This is a genomic window from Rhizobium giardinii bv. giardinii H152, from assembly GCF_000379605.1.
GTDB classification, from domain to species: Bacteria; Pseudomonadota; Alphaproteobacteria; order Rhizobiales; family Rhizobiaceae; genus Pararhizobium; species Pararhizobium giardinii.
In genome coordinates this window covers 181886-199680 of sequence record NZ_KB902713.1, presented here as the reverse complement: position 1 = coordinate 199680, position 17795 = coordinate 181886, and the positions used below count along the sequence as shown (strand labels likewise).

Annotated in this window: 13 protein-coding genes and 1 pseudogene; 4 read left to right on the top strand and 10 right to left on the bottom strand. The window is 55.5% G+C overall.

The features are described from left to right. Nucleotides 1–230: 230 nt before the first annotated feature. From A3AY_RS0127565 to A3AY_RS40845, 3 genes and pseudogenes are all read left to right on the top strand, one after another. The gene (locus A3AY_RS0127565) at nt 231–2498 is read left to right on the top strand and encodes a methyl-accepting chemotaxis protein (protein WP_026203901.1); all 2268 of its coding nucleotides are present in this window, start codon (nt 231–233) and stop codon (nt 2496–2498) included. 174 nt (nt 2499–2672) lie between these two features. Then, nucleotides 2673–5372 (top strand): sensor domain-containing protein, encoded by a 2700-nt coding sequence (locus A3AY_RS0127560; protein WP_026203900.1) that lies wholly within the window; start codon nt 2673–2675, stop codon nt 5370–5372. A gap of 50 nt (nt 5373–5422) precedes the next feature. Continuing rightward, nucleotides 5423–5724: pseudogene (locus tag A3AY_RS40845) on the top strand (IS6 family transposase); the annotation flags it as partial. Here A3AY_RS40845 and A3AY_RS41605 read toward each other — a convergent pair. The 8 genes from A3AY_RS41605 to A3AY_RS40835 all read right to left on the bottom strand — a co-directional run bounded on the left by A3AY_RS41605 (nt 5721) and on the right by A3AY_RS40835 (nt 15723). Further along, on the bottom strand, nt 5721–6212 hold the full coding sequence (locus A3AY_RS41605) for a hypothetical protein (RefSeq protein ID WP_420830254.1): 492 nt from the start codon (nt 6210–6212) through the stop codon (nt 5721–5723). The pseudogene A3AY_RS40845 and the gene A3AY_RS41605 sit on opposite strands and share 4 nt — an antisense overlap. Nucleotides 6213–6287: 75 nt before the next feature. Continuing rightward, complete coding sequence (locus A3AY_RS40840; RefSeq protein WP_245275952.1) at nt 6288–6728, bottom strand: 3,4-dihydroxy-2-butanone-4-phosphate synthase; 441 nt, start codon at nt 6726–6728, stop codon at nt 6288–6290. A 7-nt stretch (nt 6729–6735) separates the two neighbouring features. Then, nucleotides 6736–9294: a sensor domain-containing protein gene (locus A3AY_RS0127545; RefSeq protein WP_018328900.1), complete on the bottom strand. Its 2559-nt coding sequence runs from the start codon at nt 9292–9294 to the stop codon at nt 6736–6738. A gap of 404 nt (nt 9295–9698) precedes the next feature. After that, on the bottom strand, nt 9699–10868 hold the full coding sequence (locus A3AY_RS0127540; protein ID WP_026203898.1) for an ABC transporter substrate-binding protein: 1170 nt from the start codon (nt 10866–10868) through the stop codon (nt 9699–9701). 220 nt (nt 10869–11088) lie between these two features. After that, a complete protein-coding gene (locus tag A3AY_RS0127535) occupies nt 11089–13605 on the bottom strand; it encodes a methyl-accepting chemotaxis protein (RefSeq protein WP_018328898.1) in 2517 nt (838 codons plus the stop codon). A gap of 183 nt (nt 13606–13788) precedes the next feature. Continuing rightward, nucleotides 13789–14493: an SDR family oxidoreductase gene (locus A3AY_RS0127530; protein WP_018328897.1), complete on the bottom strand. Its 705-nt coding sequence runs from the start codon at nt 14491–14493 to the stop codon at nt 13789–13791. A 161-nt stretch (nt 14494–14654) separates the two neighbouring features. Then, nucleotides 14655–14783 (bottom strand): hypothetical protein, encoded by a 129-nt coding sequence (locus A3AY_RS41125; RefSeq protein WP_018328896.1) that lies wholly within the window; start codon nt 14781–14783, stop codon nt 14655–14657. Nucleotides 14784–15429: 646 nt separating this feature from the next. Further along, entirely contained in the window at nt 15430–15723 is a 294-nt protein-coding gene (locus A3AY_RS40835; protein ID WP_026203896.1) for a hypothetical protein, read from the bottom strand. Nucleotides 15724–15736: 13 nt separating this feature from the next. On the opposite strand from A3AY_RS40835, the gene A3AY_RS40830 reads away from it, so the two are divergent. Then, nucleotides 15737–16117 carry a hypothetical protein gene (locus tag A3AY_RS40830; protein WP_234913117.1) on the top strand — a complete coding sequence of 127 codons (381 nt, stop codon included), beginning with the start codon at nt 15737–15739 and terminating at the stop codon, nt 16115–16117. A gap of 24 nt (nt 16118–16141) precedes the next feature. Here A3AY_RS40830 and A3AY_RS0127510 read toward each other — a convergent pair whose 3' ends face one another. Next, nucleotides 16142–17404 carry an NAD(P)/FAD-dependent oxidoreductase gene (locus tag A3AY_RS0127510; protein ID WP_018328895.1) on the bottom strand — a complete coding sequence of 421 codons (1263 nt, stop codon included), beginning with the start codon at nt 17402–17404 and terminating at the stop codon, nt 16142–16144. A 70-nt stretch (nt 17405–17474) separates the two neighbouring features. After that, complete coding sequence (locus A3AY_RS0127505) at nt 17475–17786, bottom strand: putative quinol monooxygenase (protein ID WP_018328894.1); 312 nt, start codon at nt 17784–17786, stop codon at nt 17475–17477. Nucleotides 17787–17795 lie beyond the last annotated feature (9 nt).

The window sequence follows — 17795 nt, the reverse complement described above, 5'->3', positions numbered from 1 at the left end:
CTTGATAGCAATAGAACTCTCCAGCAACTGGCTCGGCCCAAGATCTGTCTTGCAGATGATCCCCTGAACGCAACGATGTTCCGATCTGCGCAACGCAGTTCCAAACCAGTACACGGGTTAATCATATGGTAAGTGTGCCGCGCTCATCTCACACATAGCGGTCGACATCAGAATTTTCTGGACCGCGTCGCTAATGGAAGCCGGTGTAATTTAAAGTCTATGAGGAACATATGTCGAGACTGCCGCTATCTATACTTCTAATGATTTTGGCAATTATCCCGTTGACGGCGTTCCTAATCATCGGAGTATCAACATCACTGGGATATTACCACGAATACTCTACGTTCCGAAGCGCACAAACAACGCAGCAACTTGGGCGGGAAGGCGGACTCCTCGCCCAAGCTATAGCGGCCGAAGCGTTTGCAGGCGCCGACGTCCGTCGGGCAAAGCGAGCCGCATCGGACAGCGCTTTTACAGCGGTCTTTTCCGCTTACGACTCTTGGAAAAATGCATTTGACGATCCGGCCATAGAGCGGGCAGTACAGATCATTCGTGAAAGGCGGGAGAATATCGACAGCTTCCGCCGGCGCGTCGATGACGGAACGGCTGGCGAGGCGGAGGGAGCCGTTGCCTTGCGCCCAGCTGCCGTTGCGGGTTTGGAGCTCGTCCGTCGCACTGGGGCGACTGTCAATGATTTGGATTTGGCACGTCAAATTACCGGTTTTCACGCGCTGATGCAGATCACGGAAGCTAGTTTGCTGGAGATCAGGCCCGGCCGAGCCTACATCAAAAATTCAGTAATGTCCGTCGATCTATTCTCGTCCCTCTTACAGTCAAAAAATTTAAAGCAGCTTTATGTGCCTACGATGCACGAATTTCTCCCTGCCGATCTCGTCAAATCTTATGACGACTTCGAGGCCAGCGCCGCAGGCAAGTTCATCGCGGGCGTTCGCGATCAGATGTATGCGAACCAGCCGGCCGTTTCGTTCCCCACCGAGACGTTGGATCGATGGAATGAAATGACCCAACAGCGGGCTGCTTTGTTGACCGGACTCATTATGCGCACCGGCGACAAGTTGGACGGGATGGCATTTCAGCGGTACGCCGATCTTCGCAATGCCTTTATCGGCTACTCCGGCGCCACGCTTCTGATCATGTCTACGGTACTCATTCTGTGCATTTCGGTCGTTCGGAGAATTTCAAGCTCCATTCGGTCACTGACAAGCCGGATGAAGGCACTCGCAGAAGGCGATACATCGGCGCCGGTGCCCTTGACGATCCGACGCGACGAGATCGGGGACATGGCGCGTTGCCTTGAGTTTTTCCGCGGCGTGGCCATACAAAAAAATCACCTGGAGACATCCGCGGAAGCTGAGCGCATTCGTTCTGACAAAGAGAAGCTGGATATTCAGACAAGGGCTGAAAAAGAAGCAGAAGAGCGCCTCGTCCGAGCGACGACGGCATTGGCAACCGGGTTGAAGCGGATGGCGGACGGAGACTTGATTTATGAGATTGAGGAGCCGTTAGCGCCACAATTTGAAAGTTTGCGCAGGGATTTCAACGCTTCCATTCGTCAGCTCCGGGGCGCGCTTGTTACCGTCGGCCATTCAGTCGAAACGGTCGCGAATGGCAGCTCTGGCGTCTCGGCCGCATCTGAAAATCTCTCAAGACGCACCGAGCAGCAGGCGGCTTCGCTCGAGGAAACTGCAGCCGCGTTGGAGGAAATAACCGCCAACGTTGTATCGACGACAAAGAGGACGGCTGAGGCGCGCGGAACCGTCCGACAGATGCGAGATCATGCGGAAATGTCCGGTCGCGTTGTACGCAATGCTATCGGAGCCATGAACCGCATTGAAAACTCCTCTAAACAGATTGCGCAGATCATCAGCGTCATCGATGCGATCGCCTTCCAAACGAACCTCCTGGCGCTGAACGCCGGCGTCGAAGCAGCGCGTGCTGGCGACGCGGGAAAAGGCTTTGCGGTTGTTGCCCAGGAGGTCAGGGAGCTTGCACAGCGCTCAGCGACAGCGGCGAAAGAAATCAAGGATCTCATCGGCAATTCAGCTCTGGCCGTCGACGAGGGCGTAAGGCTCGTGAGCGAAACCGGATCGGGCCTGAGAACGATTGAAGAGCTTGTGCAGGATGTAAATCTTCATATGGACGCAATCGCAACGGCCTCCCAGGAACAATCGTCGGGCCTGCGCGAGATCAACGGCGCGGTCAATCATATGGACCATGCCACTCAAGAAAATGCGAACATGGTCGCGGAGATGAATTCTGCAGGATCACACCTCGCCCAAGAGAGCCAAAGCCTAGCCGCGCTGTTGAGACATTTTCACTTCGAAGAAAAGAGCGCGGATTTCAAGCCACAGACGGTGACGGGCGAACTTGGAAAGAGGTCCCCAGCCGGTCAGACAAGGGTTGACGGCGGAAACTATCCGATGCGCCGCGGTAACCTGGCACTCGCGCCTTCGAACGATGATTGGCAAGCGTTCTAAATCGTATGGGCGGCGTCGCCGACCACAGTAAAATGCGCATCTTTGATGATTGTGAACGAGAGCGATATCCCGGTGGGGTCGCGGCATGGTACTCCGCCAAATGACTTGTGCGGTCCTAACAAAACTCTGGCTTGACGCATGATTGTTCAGCCACGTGGTAAAGAGGACAGGCACATGAAACAGTTACGTCAAACGGAACGAACATCCCGCCTCGGACAGCCTGTAGAAACGCAGATGGCGATTGATGCTCAAATCAAACAGGGGCGTCACGCCTTTCGCAATGCGGTCAATGCCAGTCCTCCGCTTGCCACGGGCACGGTACCGCCATTTTCGGAGGCCTCCATTGTCCGTTCATCGCATGGTCACGACGCGGATGTCGCGAGTCTGGCGCAACCCTTTGAGAAGTCTATTGGGGCGGCCCCCCGGCATTCTGAGACAACCGTCGACATGCCATTCGACGCCGAAGAGATGTCCAGTGCCGTCGTACTCGACGCGATCCCGTTACCCGTCTTCTTCAAGAACAGAGAGGGGGTACACCTTGGTTGCAACAGGGCGTTCGAAAGCTTCTCCGGTCGCTCAAGGGCAGAGATTATCGGAAAAACCGTTTTCGATTTGGTACCCGCACCCATAGCCGAGACGTATGCCGCGTTGGACGAGGCGCTTTTTGCAAATGGCGGTGTTCAGCAATATGAAGCAAAGACCACCGCCGAAGATGGTGGCGTAGTTGATCTTTTACTCAGCAAAACAGCGATCACTGATATCGCCGGTAACAGGATCGGCTTGGTTGGCGCAATGTTGGACATCACAGAGCGAAAACGTGCGGAGCATGATCTCAAAGAGGCTCTTGAATTCGCAGAGGGAATTATCGCCGCCATTCCTGACGTTCTGTTCGAGGTAGATGCCGACGGTCGCTACCTGCAGGTCTGGGCAAGGAATCAGGAGCTCCTGGCGCAGCGAAAAGAAGTACTGCTCGGCAAGCTTGTCCGCGATGTGCTCCCTCCAGATCAGGGCGACATCGCCATGCTGGCACTTGAAGAAGCCGACGAAACCGGCGCCTCCTACGGTCGGTGTGTCCGTATCGCCCTACCAAACGGCGAATCCCGTTGGTTTGAACTCTCGGTGGCAAAGCGACCAAGCAGCAATCACTCAACCGTCACTTTTCTTGTGTTATCTCGCGATATTACCGAACGAAAGCACGCCGAGGGAACGACTATTGAAGCTCGGGCTCGCCTCCTAAGTGTCTTGCAGACCATTCCGGACATGGTATGGCTGAAAGACGTAACAGGCAAATATCTGTTGTGCAATCATGCCTTCGAAGGATTGGTCGGCAAGGCAGAAGCGGAAATCGTTGGGAAAACGGACTATGATCTGTTTACTGCCGAGCTCGCACAGTTTTTTCGGGACAAGGATGAGGAGGCCATGCAAGCCGGCCGTATTCTCATCAATGAGGAACGGTTCACCGCTCACGAGGACGGCCGATCAGTGCTTTTGGAAACTCGTAAGGTTCCGGTATTCACGGGGGGAAAGCTGACCGGGATTCTCGGCGTCGCCCGCGATATCACCGAACTGGACACGTCCCGTAAGAAAATCCGTCAGATGGCATTCTACGATTCTCTGACCGGCCTGCCTAACCGGACACTTTTCAATGAACGGTTACGCGAGATGATCGGGGACGCGGCTTCGGCGGGCCAGCGAGCCGGGGTGATGCTCGTCGACATGGACCATTTCAAAGCAGTCAATGACACTATGGGACATCCCGTCGGTGACGAGTTGCTGCGGCAGGTGGCGACCCGCTTGAAAGAAGGCGTCCGTACCAGCGACACAGTGGCGAGACTCGGTGGCGATGAGTTTGCTGTCTTGCTTCCGAATGTTAAGGACAATGACGATTTGGCTCAAATTGCCAGCAGAATGCTCGCCGCATTCGGAGAACGTTTCATGCTTTCCGACAGGGAGTTCTTCGTATCCTGCAGCATCGGGATATCGGTATTTCCAAATGACGGCGAGGCACCCGACGATTTGGTGAAATATGCGGATTCTGCAATGTATCTGGCGAAGCGTTCGGGACGTAGCAACTTCCGCTTCTACTCAAGGGATCTCACGATTGGGGCTGAAAAGCGTCTGGCGCTAGAATCAGACCTACGCCTAGCTATGAGACATGGGCACCTTGAACTCCATTATCAGCCAAAGGTCCTTTTGGACAACGGAAAGGTGATCGGTTCAGAAGCCCTGCTTCGATGGCATCATCCGAAGAAGGGAATGATCCCTCCGGGAGAATTCATAGGTGTCGCCGAGGAAACCGGATTGATCATCGATCTGGGACGCTGGGTGCTGCATGAGGCGTGTCTGATGGCTGCCGCCATGAATGCAGATGGACTGCCCCCGCACAAGATCGCGATAAATTTGTCTCCTAAGCAGTTTCAATGCCCGCATTTGTCGCAAACGATCGCGGACGTATTGCAGGAAACCGGTTGTCGTGCGGAGTGGATCGAGGTCGAAATAACTGAGAGTCTCCTGCTCCACAACTGCGAGGGCGTTTCGACGACACTCTCTCAATTGCATGCGAGCGGAATTTCCATAGCGATCGATGATTTCGGCACCGGCTACTCATCTCTGAGCTATTTGGCTAACTTTCCCATTGATACCCTCAAGATTGACCGGTCATTCATCAATCGATCGGATAAGCGAAGTCGGGAACTGGTGAAGGCAATTCTCTCGATTGCGCGCTGCCTAGGGCAAAATGTGGTCGCTGAGGGCGTGGAGACGGTCGAACAAGAAAAATTCTTGGCTGAAAGCGGCTGCGCTGTGGCACAAGGGTTCTACTATAGTAAGCCCGTCCCGAAGTCCGAACTTCTCGTCGCAAACGCACGCCCCTGAGGGGATCGTAACGGCAACGGACCTTGAGATACGCCGTGCCATGATTGGGCATAACGGACCGTGATCCACTTTATCTCCGCCACCGCTTTCCTACTGAAATTATTGCCCATGCGGTGTGGCTTTGGTTCCGTTTCCCTTTTTGACACTGCGGATGGTCGAGGACATGCTGGGCCGCTCGTGGGATCATTGTCTCGCACCAGACGATCTGGCCTGTGGGCAGGGAAATTTGGTCGTATCTTCGCAAACCACATTCGCCGCCGCAGTTCCGGTCGGCTCGGCACAAGTGACATCTGGACAAGACCGGTGTTTCGATCCGTGGCAAAAGCATTGGCTCGGGCGAGCCGTAGATCAGTGTTGCCGTGGCACTGCTGGTTGTGCGCGTGAAGCATGCGCTCGAGGCCGAAGCATAAACGTCACGAAATTTGATGTTCCGATGTGAGGGACGAGGCGGACCGTTATTTTCACGCCATGGGGCGCAAAAACTCGCCATTTAACAAATGATTCGAGAGACTTAGCCAAAATCAGGTAAGTTCTATTATGGAACTTGTGCCGTGACTTGTCGAAATTTCTTTCGAGCAATTCGAATACTTGTCCTCCGAAGCAACAATGGTGCGCCAGCGCAGCCGTAAAACTCTGCCATTCCCCGCGAGCGCCTCTGCGACGTATACCGAGGTCGCGGATGATTTCCGCAACGGCATCGTAGCCACGGGAATCGGATGCAAAGCCGAGTGCCCGATTGGCCTCGAGTGTGTCAAACGATGAATCTGCAAACTGTAGGCCGCGATCTTGTTTCCTAAGCCGATGCCACGTCCCTCTTGGCCGCGCATATAGATCACGCAACCCGCACCCGATAGCTGGACCGCTCGAAGGGGCATTTCGAGTTGCAGGGAGCGGAAGGCCTCACCCATCAGACTTTCAGAGTGCACGCGTCGAGAAGTCCTCCTGTTCGCGCAACTCGCCAAGTGTCAATGCTACGTGTTCTGTTCCAGTCAATCCGCCGCGGTAGGCGATCGCATTGAATGCGCCAAATGGCGTTGGCATACGCGATTGCGCGTAACGCTTGACCTTGAGATCGTGGCTACTGCAGTACTCAATCAAAGCGTCGATCGTTATTATGTGCAGGCCATGGGCGTTCGCGAACTTCTCGAGATCTGTCAGTCGCGACATGGTCCCATCGTCATTGGCGATCTCGCAGATGACACCAACCAGGCCCGCCAAGCTTGCAATATCCACGGCGCCTTCAGTGTGCCCAGGACGACCTAAGACGCCGAGACGATTTGCGCGCCCCGGAAGACCGGCGGCCGCAGGCTCTGGCCGACGATGGTAATTGCCGCTAAATCGGTTCGCGACGTTCACTTAGCAATCATCCAAAACGCCTCATTTCACCTGAAACGTAGCCGGTGGCGGACGAGCTCTGCCACAGAGCGATGAACTCCGTCTTGGGTAAGGCCTTGCTGTAAAGAAAGCCTTGGGCCGAACCGCATCCGTTCGCCGCTAGAAATGCTTCCTGCTCGGCGGTCTCAACACCTTCTGCCACCACATTCTGTCCGAGACACTGCGCAATGGAGAGGATTGCCTTGACCAACTCTTCGTTCCTTTTGTCTGCGCTATTTATGAATGACCGATCAATCTTCAGGGTATCGATTGGGAAGCGGGCGAGATAGTTGAGCGCCGAATAGCCGGTGCCAAAATCATCGATAGCAATTGAAAATCCCATCTGACGCAGCTTGAGAAGCGTCTGCAGTGTATTGTCTTTCCGATCCAAAAGCAGGCTCTCCGTGATTTCGATTTCGATCCATTCCGCACGGCAGCCGGTTTCATCGAGAATCTCCGCGATCGAGTTTGCCAACCGTGCACATTGGAATTGCTTAACCGAAAGGTTGACTGCCACCTTGTGCGGTTGCTGGCTATCGGCGTTCAGCTCCTTCGCTGTCTCGCAAGCTTCACGCAGCACCCATCGCCCGAGTTCAACGATTAGCCCCGTATCCTCCGCGACCGGAATAAAGCGGGCGGGCGGAATCATGCCCATTTGGGGATGATTCCATCTCAACAACGCTTCCGAACCAACCATTGCGCCGCTGGCCAGAAGCACCTTGGGCTGGTAGTGCAGCTCCAATTCTTCGCGCTCGATAGCGCGGCGCAATTCAGATTCCAAGTGCATGCGCTCCTCCACGTCTACGGTCAGGTCCTTCGAATAGAAGCGAAAACTGTTTCTTCCCGAGCGTTTGGCAAAATACATCGCCGAGTCGGCGTATTTCACGAGGTCATTGACATTTGTGCTGTCGTCGGGCGAGACCGCGATGCCTACGCTGCATGAAACGTAGACTTCCTTGCCATCCAGTAGGAAACAATCTTTGAACCTCTCGAGGATCGCGCAGGCAACCCGATCGAGGTCGTCGGCTTTCCGGATTTCTGGCAGCAGGATGGCGAATTCGTCGCCGCCGAACCGGGCAACGGTGTCTCGGTCGCGAACCGATGCTTTAAGCCGAGCAGCAACCTGGCAGAGTAATTGATCACCGACCGGGTGACCCATCGTATCGTTGACAACTTTGAAATGGTCGATGTCTATCAGCATTATCCCGGCACGCTTACCTTGCGATGACACGGCACTGACCACCTGTCGCAATCGGTCGTTAAACATCAATCGGTTCGGCAAACAAGTCACCGCATCGTAGAAGGCCATCTGTTTGATTTTTTCCCGCGAGGCGTTCAGTTCCGTGACATCGCGAGATACACCCAGGACTCCGGTAACTTCTCCACCTGCGCCGAGGACCGCAACTTTACGTGTTTCGAGAAGGATGGATTGACCGTTCTCCGACGAAACCACCCATTCCTCGTCCATCAGAATGCCACCGGCCTCGATTGTAGCCTTATCAGACTTTCGGAAAATCCGAGCTCTTTTAGCCCCGAACAACTCGAGGTCGGTTTTTCCAACGACCTCCGCCTCCGTCTTCCCAGTCAGCCGCTCGAAGGCATGATTGCACAATAGGTGGACACCATCCACGTCCTTTACCCAAACCATATCAGGAATTGTTTGAAGCACGCTCAGCAATTGCGTCCGCACGTAGTTGATGGCGTCTTCCGCCTGTTTTCGTTCGGTGACATCGCGCGAGAATGCCAGGAGCGTCGTGGCGGCGTCAGGATCGGCGCTCGGTCGTCTGGCCACAGACAGCTCGAACCACCGTGTCTCGCCGTTCGGCAATGAGACGCAAATGCATCGGCCGTAGGCAACTCCCTCATTGCTTGCAGTTCGAAGCGCCTCCATTGCGATGGCCGCTTGATCAGGCGCGAGAACCTGGTTGACCGTCCTGCCGAGGAGCATCTCCCGTTGCTGGGCTAGGAGTTCCGGATTTCTGGTCCAAACTTGAAGATAACGCCCCTCCTCGTCCACCTCGAAGAGAACATCTGGAATGGCAGTGACGATCCCTTCGGCGAGTTCAAGGGCGTTTTTGAGCTCCTGCTCTGCCAGCTTGTGCTCGGTAATGTCGACTATAACACCAATCAAACCGGCGGGCTCGTCGTCCTCAACTCTGAAAACGGCCTTGTTACAGACAACATCTAGCACGACACCGCTTGCAATGGCGATCTTACGCTCGGAGACTTGGGATCCACCCCTTTCGAGAAGGGCATTATCCTCGCTAGAATAAAGTTCCGCTAGTTGTGTCGAACCGAGATCAAGATCCGTTTTCCCAATGATTTCATCGCGCGAGTAACCAAGGAGGTCTTCGAACGCTTTGTTGCAGCCCACGTAACGACACTGGCAATCTTTGTAGAAAATCGGGAGGGGCAACACGCCGAGCAACGCTTCAAGAACCGCTCTTCGGTCGGTTGAGGTATCGTGATGCAGCGCTCCGTCTCGCTGGCGATCGCGCCTTTCCACAAAAAAGGAAGGCTGCCCAAGCGGTTCTAGTGGCGACTTCATCGTGAAGCTCCTTACCAAGGACCAAAATAGGATGCATCATCCATCCCATCAGGAGTTCTTCCGGGGAACGCTGCCCAAGTCATTTGAGCCGCAAATTGTTGCAGTTGTGGTCGGACGGCTGCCTTCCGGAGCGGCAACTTTCGCCGCGTAGTGCGGATTGGTTGGCGCAGTGAGAACGTTGTCCTACTTCGTGAGGGGGTGTGGCAGGGGTGGATCAGTAATAGCGCAGGAGAATATGCCCAGCGTCCGGGGCGAGAGTGCCCCGGCAAGGAACATCGTTGCTCCATTGGAACCGCAACGTTTCTAGAATTCCTCCTGACGCGACAAGCGGCGTTCCCCGCACGTCGCCGACCTCGCCCGAGGCTGGGCGGGGTGCGTTTCACCGACTATACAGCAATGCAAGATCAATTGGTTGGTCTCCAAGAAAGTGGATCTGCTGGATTGTCGAAATATTTAGCGGCAGCGTCAGCAGTCCACCAAGCTGCATCCTTCGGTTCGAGCCAGTCTTCACTATTAGGATCGCAATTGGCTGGCAGATCCGCCTTTACATCATCGATCGTGTAAGGAATCGCCGGTCGCAGAATGGACTGTATCTTCGGACCTTGACCCTGCAGAGTGCGCATCATTACGTCCCATACGAAACGAGCCTCGGAGCGCGGCGGCCAGAAGTGGAAGCTCCTGCTTACAAATTCAGGATTCTTACGCCAGTAGCATGATGCCGAAGCTTCTCCCCCAAGCACGACCGGCACTATCTCGCGCCCGGACTGGCGGACGGCGTCGATCACACCAGACTCGGCTCCCGACTGAACAATAATACCATCAATTCGGCCAGGGTTAGCGGCAAGGAATTTCTGCACTTCAGATTGTGCGACGCTGTCTGTCCATTTCCCGTCAACCTGTCCGACGACGTTGATCTCGGGATAGTACTCCAAGGCCTTTGTGGCGCCGACCTGGAAGCTGTCTGAGGAGGCGAAGCCAGTGATTCCGGACACAAGCAGCACATTGCCGCTGCCTTCGATTTCTTCAGCCAACCACTTTGACGCCTCAAAACCGCCTTGCATGTTATTCTCTGTCGCATTGATTGCGAACGGCGACGTCACGTAACCGGAGTATGAGATAACAGGCACGCCTTTCGAATAGGCGTACTCTATTGTCGGGTTGAGCGCTGTAAGGTTGGAGCAGCATATGATTATGGCGTCGACACCATCATCTACCATCTGCCGCATTTGGCTGATCTGGGCGCTATCATCGAGATTGGACTGCGTAACGACGAGCTCGGATACCAGCCCAGCCTTCTTGAAAGTCGGCAGAAGCTCATTTGTAAATTCATCAAGGACGTTCGCACGCCATGTGTTATCAGCGTAGCTAGAGGCGTAACCAATTTTCCACGGTGGCGCTCGCTTTGCTTTGAAATTCCGAAATACAGACTCTCCCGTGGGCAACCGCGGGTCCAATAACTCGTAGGTCTTTCGCTCTTCCCGCGGCAGTTCACTGAGCCCGCCAGCCTTTGCCGTCAGCGGGATAGCCAGGGTTGCGGCGAGAAAAAATCCAATTATCAACTCACGTACGCACACGGATAGACACCTTTCAAAGTCTGAGCACTGGATGATAGTTTCGTTGTCTTAAGGTCGGCCCGGGCCGTGCTGAATCCTGCGCGACGGAGAGCGACAAAGAGCTACCAGGAGAGAGACCGGCGCATCGAAGCGAAATCGTGCGCTGGGGTATGTGACCTTCATTCGATCGAATGGCGGCATGGCCCGCCATCGGAATGCTTCGAACCTAACCACGGCTGCCTTATGCAGCGAGACCTATCCGATGAGCCGGCCCGTCATCTGATAACTTGAACCCAGCAAGCCGTTCGCTGAGTTCAACAGTCTGATCAGAAAGCGTCTTCGTTGCAGCGTTTGTCTGCTCAGCCATGGCTGCATTCTGTTGCGTCCCCTGATCAAGAACATTGACGTTGTTATTGATCTCGGCCAGCGAAGTCGCTTGTTCGCGGCTGGAACTCACGATCTGGTCGATGCGATCAGAAATCTGCACGATGGATGCCGCTATGCTGTGCAGAGCCTCCCCGGTCTTGCCGACGTAATCCGAACCGACGGCCACCTCTGAGGAAGATTCTGAAATCAACTGCCGGATCTCGAGCGCTGCGGCTGACGACCTTTGGGCAAGCTCGCGTACTTCTTGTGCAACGACCGCGAAGCCTTTTCCAGCATCGCCGGCACGAGCTGCTTCAACGCCGGCATTCAACGCAAGCAAGTTCGTCTGGAATGCAATCGTGTCGATCAATCCTATGATCTGACCGATCTTGTAAGATGCATCCTGAATTCGCCCCATGGCGCTAATAGCATCAGTTACAATGATGGCCGCGCCCTCTGCATGTTCCTTGACTGCAGAAACGAACGCTTGTGTCTCACAGGCATTCTCCGAGGAGTTCCTCACCGTCGCAGTCACCTGCTCGACGGCTGCGGCGGTTTCTTCGAGGGAAGCAGCTTGTCGTTCAGTCCGGCGTGACAAATCATCGGAGGCTTTGAAAAGTTCGTTGGTTCCCCATTTGATTTGTTGGGTATTTTCGTCGATATGGGACACGGTATCCCTGAGGACGGACAGTGAGTGGTTGAAGTCGCGCCGCAGTTGCTCGAGATTGGGGTGGAACTGGCGGTCGATCGTTTGCGAGATGTCTCCCCGCGCCAATCGAGACAGTGCCTCCCCGAGTGTTTGTACAGCGCTGGACACTTCTTTCTCAAGCTGGGCACGTTCAAACTCACGATCCGTCCGCTCCTGATCAGCCGTTTTCCGGTCGTTTTGCGCACGTGCTTCAACTTCGAGCTTGGAGACCGCATTTCCGCGAAAAACTTCAAGCGCCCGAGCCATATCGCCAATTTCGTCTTTCCGCTGGCAGCCAACGATGTCTGATCGAAGATCACCGGTTGCTAGCGCCTGCATGCGCCTTGCGATCCGTTCGATTGGCGAGCGCAATGTCGCCATCAGGCCGGCTCCAGCCAAGAGGGCGACCAAGACACCCGAGACGGTAGCAGCTGCGGACAACAGTCGGGCGAAATCGCTTTCCCGGTGAGCGTCATGTTCCTGAGTCGACGCGAACGACACGAGATTTTTCCATATCGACTGGACGGTTTTATCCGCCTCTGCGTACTGCGCCTGCCGCCCTTCCGCAATCTTGACCAACTTCTCGGTATTCTGTTCGATGGCATCCCCCTGTGAGTAGAGGGTCTCTTCCATTTTGGGGAAGTCTGGCAATGAACCGGCTACGCCTCCAACCGCTACGGTGTCACGCGTCAGTTTCGTAAGTTGCTCAACGAGTCGCTGCTGGTTTTCCGTGCTGGCCGCCCGCAACAGGTTGTTTATCTCAATCTCAATCGAATCGGCATCCTGGCCTACCGATGCCACTGCCGCAACGAGCGTCTCCGATTCCGCCAATGGCTTATCCAAGCCCCGAACTGCATGGGTTCCCTCGATCATATGCTGTATGGCGTCATTTCGCAGTCGCGGGGCAAACGCACTAAGGTCGATCCCAATGCTGTGAAGGAAAGCGCTATCCAGCCCGGAATTAGCGACGAGCCTGGAGATTGCCTGTTCCAAGTTTGCGACTGCTTGTCCATCATCGCCCGTAGCAACGACGCGCTTGACAGTTTTCATCGCCTTTTTAATCATGAGCGCCTGTTGCTGTGCCTCGGGGGTTTGCATCGCGCTGGCCGGAAGGTTCACTAGATTTTCCGACAACCGCTGCATAATTGCCGCCGTGTCGATTGAGCGGGTAGCCTCTCTGAGCATCGTTTTGCCAGAGTTTTCCTGGTTGCGGACCTGCGCACGGACTTTAACCGCGGCCAGCTTCAGGTCGGCCGCGACCTGCTTGATCTCGGTCAAGCTCGCGGCAACGTCACGACGAATGGACAGCTCATCGTTGTGCAGGGACCACATGCGGTCCATGCTGTCAGAAATAGCAGACATCGCGGACTCACTGCTTTCAAGAGCACGAGTGTCACTACCAACGTCAGCGGCGGCTTTCTGAAGCGACAGCATCGTGGCGCCCTGCCCGCTTAGACTTGCCAGGGCCTGATCACGGTTCTCCGTCGAACTCTGCGCCAAAAACCGGTTCATGCTCTCAGAGACGTCCCGAAATCCGCTCAAAGTCTCGAGAACTTCGCTCGATAGGCGTAGGCGAGATTGCAGCAATCCGGTCGCCTGCAGGCTCACGACGCCGACGGCTGCCAGTATCATGACCAGCGGCACCAGTACTAATAGGACTTTCGCTCTGATGCTGAAAGCGGATAGCAAGCGATCGACGAACATAAAACCTCCAGATGACTAAAGCGGGCACTGCCACCCGTTCTTGGAGTTTTAGTTATTTGACCTAAACGAAGAGGAAGAATGTTCGAATGCCGAGACGCTAAACGCTTTACATCTTGTTAGGATTTCCACGTCGAATTGACGCACAAACTATCAACCTTAACGCCAAGTTAATATAGTCGCGGATTATCCTCGGAAAGGACTATCGTCAGGTTTCAGGTCGATGTCCAAGACGTTCCCCGTGAGCTTTCCAGACAGTTCCGGACTTGCAAGGAATTGGACAGCTTGAACAAGCGTCCTGAGCGTCTCGCTTTGAACGCAAGATGTAGAACGCGCATTTCTGGTATGAACAGCGTTTATTCGAAGCCCCGTGTCGATATACTTCTTCGCCATTGCACTCGTCGTGGTTCGTAAGGCCGCTTGGAGCACAGCCTCGCGGTCGGCCTCTAGCAGCGTCTTCTCGTCAAACCACGCAATATTGACAACAGCGAGTTCCTCTCCCTGGAGCCGGGAGCCGAAAGCACTTGTCACCCTTATTAGATTGGAGACGGCATCAAGCCCAAGATCCGTAGCGGAAAGCGGATCGGCGCATTCACGTCGACGGAAGGCTATGTTCACCAGAATATCGACCCGGCTCCAGCGTAGGTAGACCTGATCGACCATTGAATTGACATACACGTCCCTATTCAAATTGACCTTAACCGGAAACAAATTCGTCCCCGAGACTGCGGTTAATGAACTGAAGTCTGAAGGGTCGAGATCGCCTACGGCGACACGGTAGCCAGTTTCGAGAAAAGACTGCGCGAGACAGAAACCGACCGGGTTTGACGCGCCCACCAACACGCATACTTTGCCAGCATAAGAGCCGGCGGCGGTCTGTCCTCCTTCCATAAACCGATCCGTCGGCGTCGCCGGGCGTGCGTTGTGTGTCTGCGATACCGGTTTCACGCGGAAAACGGCCCATGTGGGAAATCGTGAGTTCTAGCACCTCGATCATATTTCAACAGGCAATCCACACACCTATCTCCAAATCACGTTGTCTCCCGCCTCTCCTACTCAGGCAGCCACGAAGAGGTGAAAAGATGATCGACGGATAATCCATCGGCTTTTTCGACGTCCGGCGTCACCTCATCTTTGGCGCGCGTCGGCTTGGTCTGGCCGCGCCACAGTTGAACCTTCAATAGAAGCGCCCATGGATGTCTTTGGGGAACGGCATCTATCGGGAAAATCGTACGCTTTTACACGCGGCTCGCTGGTCCGTATGCCATTCGGTTGGCCTATCGCGCCCAACCAAATGAATTCAACGCGCGCTTATTGAGAGTCTGACAATTTTCCTCCGGTGGAACACGCGCCATCGCGGCAGGGTATTGAGTCGGACTAAACTGATTATCAGACAATCTGTCAATCTGTTATTGTTTACTGGGCAAATTCTTTTGCAAAGCCCTACCTTCGCCGCCATGTCGATGTGGTGCTTGCATGCCGCACGAGGCCAACAAAGACAAAGGGCCGGCCACAAATTTCCGCGACCTGATTGCCGACGGATTTCTGTTTATTGCACGCGGTTTAGCAAAAAATGAGATGCGCTCTACTATTGAGCCTTGACACGCGGTTAGGGCTCTTCCGAGCTGGCTGACACCTTACGGCTGGTTTCTGATCGGCGCAATTCGACCCGCAGTTTGACAGCCACCCGGCCGCGGCTACGCGGGGGCGCGGGATTACGATGCGGATTTCGGATTAACGGAACAGCGATTCCGGTAAATCCCGGACAGTCGTTTCACTAAATCCCGGACAGTCTCTCGGGAGCGACTTTCGTTCGCCTGGTTGATGTCATGGGTTATCGGTTTCGGCGCCGCCTTCGAGGAACTCATCGCGGATATCGGCGGGGAATTCCTTGCCGGTCATGCGTTCGAGGGCTGTTGCGATGGTCTGGTTGCGCCGTTCGCGGCGGCGCCGTTCCATCAGGCCGAAGGGAATATGCGTCAGGTTCTTCACCCATTCGAAGTAGCTGACGACCACACCGCCGGCATTGACGTAGAGATCGGGAAGGATGGTGACGCCACGAGTGCGCGCAGCACCTTGTCGGCCTCGAAGGTAACCGGCTCCGTTGGCGGCTTCGACCACCAGGTTTGCCTTGATGCGGTCTGCATTACCGGTATGGATGGCATTTTTCCACGGCCGCCGGAATGAGAACGCCGCACGGCTGCTCAATGCCCGTCATATCGCCGGGGAACGAGGCCGCGCCTTCGAAGCCGAAGATGCTTCCGGTTCTGATCTGATGCTGCTTCAGCGCCTTAATCCGATAAAGGACCATCAACGCACCGGCGGGACCGCCGGCAGGATCATTGACGGGTCTCGATTGCTTCACTTTGCAGACAGTCAATGTGCTTATCTAGGCGAGCAGATCGACGCTGTTAAATTAGGCGGCGCCGCGGGTCGGTCTGTACGAGAACGCGCGGCGATTGTCGGCATTGAGCTCAACGAGATCATTGCCCACCCTTCTCAAATATCATGTTGACCAGCGCACCTCCTGCCCATGCTGCTAAACCTCGTCCTTCAGCGTCTCCTTCTGGGTAATAAGGCGGGCAGAGTGGTGTCCGGAGGTAAATGCCCAGAGCCAGCTCAGCGCGACCGCCATGCGGCTCCGTGTTCCGATCAAAAAGTAGATGTGGGCAAGGCCCCAGATCCACCAGGCGATGGAGCCCTTCAGCCGCAGCCTTCCGAAATCGATCACCGCGGAGCTTGGTCCAATGGTCGCAAGGTTACCAAGATGTCTGTACTTGAAGGCAGGCGGCGCTGCGCGCTGCTTAAGGCGGGCCTTGATCACTTGAGCGACGTATTTTCCCTGCTGCTTTGCGGCAGGCGCGATACCAGGAACCAGCATTCCCTCGCCGGTCTTAACGGAGGCGGTATCGCCGATAACGAAGATGTCCGGGTGTTCGAAGACCGTGAGGTCGGGCTGCACGACCGCCCGCCCTGCTCGATCTATCTCCGCCCCGACCCAAACGGCGGCCCTGGATGCCTGCACGCCCGCCGCCCATATGACCGTGCGGCTCGGGACGAACTCGTCGCCAATCGATATACCTTCCTCGTTGCAGTCGGTTACGGGCCGTCCCGTGCGAACCTCGACGCCCATCGACGCAAGGGACCGCTCGGCGTATTGCGATAACGCCTCGTGGAAAACAGGCAGAATACGCGCCCCTGCCTCTACAAGAAGAATGCGCGCCGAAGTCGTATCGATATTTCTGAATTCCTCGACAAGCGTCCTTTGAGCCAGTTCGGCGATGATCCCGGCCATTTCGACGCCTGTCGGCCCGGCGCCGATTATCGAGAAGGTCAGCAGCGCCGCCCGCGCTTGGGGATCGGTTTCCAGCTCCGCCTTTTCGAATGCCAGGAGAAGACGACGGCGGATGGTGGTGGCGTCTTCCAGCGCCTTCAGTCCGGGCGCGAAAGGCTCCCATTCATCCCGGCCGAAATACGCGTGACGGGCACCCGTTGCGAGAACAAGGGTATCGTAGGGAATGGCATGACCGCCCTTGAGCGAGACAAGCCGCTTCTCGACATCGACGTCCACGACCTCGCCAAGAAGCGTCGTGACATCTTTCCTTCCACGGAATACTGCGCGAATGGGCCAGGCAATCTCAGACGTCGCCAGGACCGTCGTCGCGACCTGATAGAGCAGCGGCTGGAACAGGTGATGATTGCGTCTGTCGACGATCGTGATCGAGAGGTTTGGACATTTGAGATCCTTGGCCAATTGGAGGCCGGCGAAACCGCCTCCCACGATGACAACTCGATGCTCCATTTCGCCCTCCCGCGAGCTTTTGGAAAAAACCCGCCTCGGGCGGGTCCTTCGGTGTTGCACGATCGCAAGCTCAGTCGCTGATGCGACTGCTCACAATGATGGAAGGGGGGCTTACCAGCAACGGAAGCAACGGTTCGAGAACACGCTTGACGTTCGCAGATTCTCCGTGACGCGCGGCTGCCTCCTCGTTTGCCCAACCATCGAGAATGAAGAACGTATTCGGCTCGTCGGAGCGCTGGTAGAGATTGTAGTAAAGGCAGCCCTCTTCCTCGCGGGCAGGGCCGACAAACTCCTGGAGCAGTGTGTTGACACGGTCCCGGTTACGCGTCGATGTTTTAAACTCAACAATGAGATGCTGTTCGTCGGACTTGCTCGATGCCATGTGGGAAGC